Source organism: Paenibacillus sp. Soil522, assembly GCF_001428245.1.
Taxonomy (GTDB): domain Bacteria; phylum Bacillota; class Bacilli; order Paenibacillales; family Paenibacillaceae; genus Pristimantibacillus.
Genome location: NZ_LMRV01000011.1, coordinates 1 through 1,766, shown reverse-complemented (window position 1 = coordinate 1,766; position 1,766 = coordinate 1). Strand labels below are relative to the sequence as shown.

The following is a 1,766-nucleotide window of genomic DNA, read 5'->3' as shown; positions in this document are numbered from 1 at the left end:
TCCCTGGTACCAATATAGGTAATTTTATCCAGTATACTGCCAGTTAATTTAATAAAACAAAAGAGGAGCTGCTACATAGCAAACTCCTCCACTATCGTATCCCGTTAGTTCAATGCCAATCCCATTCCGAGTAATGGTGATTATTAGGCCCTGTTAGAGCCTCGCGAACGTGATGTAATCRACTTGGACAGGCTCTGCCGATTCGATCCGAAGTGCCCGGTTGATCTGTCCCCGGTGATATTGCCCATGTAAGAGGACCTGCGACAGGATGTCCCGGACGGACGTTCGGAACGGAACCCCGCTCTGGTTCGCATAGTCGATCATCTCGTCCAACTCGGATTCCTCGAGCCCTTCGATATAGACGCNGATGTCCCGGACGGACGTTCGGAACGGAACCCCGCTCTGGTTCGCATAGTCGATCATCTCGTCCAACTCGGATTCCTCGAGCCCTTCGATATAGACGCGATATTGCTCGGCGTTTTCTTCGAACATCATCCGGATCGCCGTCAGGTCTTCCGCTTCCTCCCACAACGAATATTGCACGCTGCCCTTGCCCTGCAATCGGGACAGCCAGACTCGTTCCGCGACCGCGACGTGCCGAACCAGCTTCAGAAGGTCCTTGTTCTTCGTCTCACTCTCCTCGAGCGCGTCCAAGATGCGTCCGTCCGCCCAGTACAGGTNACCCCGCTCTGGTTCGCATAGTCGATCATCTCGTCCAACTCGGATTCCTCGAGCCCTTCGATATAGACGCGATATTGCTCGGCGTTTTCTTCGAACATCRTCCGGATCGCCGTCAGGTCTTCCGCTTCCTCCCACAACGAATATTGCRCGCTGCCCTTGCCCTGCAATCGGGACAGCCAGACTCGTTCCGCGACCGCGACGTGCCGAACCAGCTTCAGAAGGTCCTTGTTCTTCGTCTCACTCTCCTCGAGCGCGTCCAAGATGCGTCCGTCCGCCCAGTACAGATGGTCCATCATGCACTTGATCGTCTTCATTTTGGTTTCCCCCTCTTCGTCTCATCGATTACTTGAACCTACTGTTATCCGCTATTCGCTATTTGGTTAAAATATCCTGCCCGTTAGTCGAGAAAACGACAGCCGTTATGCCGATTGCCGTTTCTACGTGTTCCTTGGAGCTATCGTACCCGTTAGTTCAATCAATAAGTGGCTTAATCGAATAGAGCCTCTTATTACTAAGTGACCCATGATAGGAAAGCAACCCCTTGTGTATTAAGCAACGTACTCGCCACTCGATTAAGAAATCTTTATTTGTCTGTTTCTGATGCCCAATGACTTCGCCGACCAACCTTGCTGTTGGGAGAAACCCATCGCTTTTTTTATACATTTTTTCCTGACTAATTCTTTTAGCACTGTTTAGGATCTCTTCATCAAAATAATCGACCGACACGGTCTGAAGTTCTCGGTTCTTAAAAATTCGAAGACTGCCGTTTTCCTCTAGGAGTTTTGTCCAATTCCTGATATAACCTTCTTTCTCATGTTGAGAAATAAGTTTTGCATCCTCCATTAGCGGAAATATTTTCTCTAGTAGGATCTCCCCCACAGTAATTGGTTTGAATTTTCCATATCTCTTGTAATAAGCCTCAGAAGCCTTAACTACTGACACAGGAATAGATTTAGGCAGATAGGTCAATAAACACATTAAACCTATGACCTTGCCCCGAATAGATGGACACGAAGAAAACCTCTATAATAAATCATGGAGGGGTTCATATGGGACAACGGAAGAAATTCGACAAGGCATTTAAG

At 48.4% G+C, this 1,766-nt stretch carries 2 protein-coding genes; both read right to left on the bottom strand.

Translation table 11 applies throughout. The annotated features are described in order from the left end of the window. Window positions 1–366: 366 nt before the first annotated feature. Window positions 367–678: DinB family protein (locus ASG81_RS32455; protein ID WP_235548710.1), on the bottom strand; the 312-nt coding region annotated here is incomplete at its 3' end. Window positions 679–1,152: 474 nt separating this feature from the next. Continuing rightward, window positions 1,153–1,650, bottom strand: a complete 498-nt coding sequence (locus ASG81_RS02860; RefSeq protein ID WP_162254987.1) for a DUF3658 domain-containing protein — start codon at window positions 1,648–1,650, stop codon at window positions 1,153–1,155. Window positions 1,651–1,766 lie beyond the last annotated feature (116 nt).